Genomic DNA, 1,824 nt, shown 5'->3' on the forward strand with positions numbered 1-1,824 from the left:
TACGCGACAGCCTTGTTTGATGCCGAGACGATAGAGCGCTTTGCCGGGTACTACCGGAGAGTGCTGGAGGGCATGGTTGCGGACGCGACGCAGCGGGTGGATAGGCTGGCGTTGCTGGACGAGGCGGAGCTGGAGCAGCAGCTTGTCAGCTGGAACCGCAGCGAGCGGCAGTATCCGCTGGAGCAGAGCTACACGCAGCTGTTCGAGCGCCAGGTGTCGCTGGATCCGAGCCGCCTGGCGGTGGTGTGCGGGGAGCAGCGGCTGAGCTACGGTGAGCTGTACGCCCGTTCGACGAGGCTGGCCGCGGCCTTGCGGCGTGCCGGAGCGGGGCGCGACACGCTGGTGACGTTGGTCAGCGAGCGAGACGAGGTGCTGCTGACGATGATGCTGGCGGTGCTGCAGGCGGGTGCAGCGTTCCTGCCGCTGGACATCAAGCATCCGTCGCAGCGGCTGCGCGAGATTGTGCAGATGAGCGGCTCGGTGCTGCTGCTGGTGTCCGAGGGCTGCCGGGAGCAGGCGGCTGCGCTGGCCGGGGAGATGGCGTGTGTGGTGGCGCAACAGCAGTGGGCGGAGGGGGCAGAGGGGCAGGTCTTGCCCACGGTGGCCATTGATTTCCGTCCGAGCGATCTGGCCTATGTGATCTTCACCTCTGGGTCGACCGGCAAGCCCAAGGGCGCGATGGTGGAGCAGCTCGGCATGCTCAACCACATGTTCGGCAAGCTCGAGACGATGGCGGTGGGGGCGTCAGACCGGCTGGCACAGACCGCCTCGCCGGCCTTTGACATCTGCGTCTGGCAGTTCCTGTCAGCGCTGGTGGTGGGCGGCTGCACGGTGATCCTGCGCGACGAGATTGCGTACGACCCGCAGGGGCTGGTGCATGCGGTCGAGCGCGAGGGCATCACCTTGCTGCAGACGGTGCCGAGCATGATGCGCGCGATGCTCAACGCGCTGGACGAGGGCGAGAGCGCGCCACCGCTGGCGAGCCTGCGCTGGTTGATCCCGACCGGCGAGGCGCTGAGCACCAAGTTGGCCTGTGACTGGTTTGATCGCTATGCGGGCATTCCGCTGATGAATGTCTACGGGCCGGCGGAATGCTCGGATGACGTGACGTATCAGGCGTTCACCGAGAAGCCAGCGCCAGACAGTCTGATCGCGATCGGGCGGCCGACGCCGAACAACAAGATCTACATCCTGGACCGTCAGGGGCAGCCGGTGCCGGTGGGGGTGAAGGGCGAGATCTGCGTGGGCGGGCTGGGCGTGGGGCGAGGCTATCTGAACAACCCGCAGCAGACCGAGGCGGCCTTCGTTGCGCATCCGTGGGGAGGCGGGCGCTTTTACCGCACGGGAGACCTGGGCAGCTACAGACGAGACGGGACGATTGACTTCCACGGGCGGCTGGACTTCCAGGTCAAGATCCGTGGTTTCCGGATCGAGCTGGGCGAGATTGAGGCGCGGCTGGCGCAATGCGAGGGCGTGCAGGAAGCGGTGGTGCTGGCGCGGGCGCAGGACGGGCAGGAGGCGCGGTTGGTGGCCTATGTGGTGGCGCCGACGGAGCTGGACATAGCGAAGCTGCGCGCCGAGCTGGGTCGGGGGTTGCCGGAGTACATGGTGCCGGCGGCGTTTGTAAGGCTGGAGGCATTCCCGCTGACGCCCAATGGCAAGCTGGACCGCAAGGCGCTGCCGGAGCCGGATGTGTCGGCGGTGGCGGCACGTGCGTACGAGGCGCCGCAGGGCGAGGTCGAGCAGACGCTGGCAGCGATCTGGGGCGAGTTGCTCAAGCTGCAGCGCATCGGCCGTCGCGACAACTTCTTCGAGCTCGGCGGC

At 67.4% G+C, this 1,824-nt stretch carries 1 protein-coding gene; it reads left to right on the top strand.

The genetic code is table 11. The features are described 5' to 3' along the window. The coding region (locus tag RQP53_RS24615; protein ID WP_315653379.1) for a non-ribosomal peptide synthetase at positions 1-1,824 on the top strand (1,824 nt) is incomplete at both ends.

It is taken from the genome of Roseateles aquae, assembly GCF_032337115.1.
Lineage (GTDB): Bacteria > Pseudomonadota > Gammaproteobacteria > Burkholderiales > Burkholderiaceae_C > Roseateles_C > Roseateles_C aquae.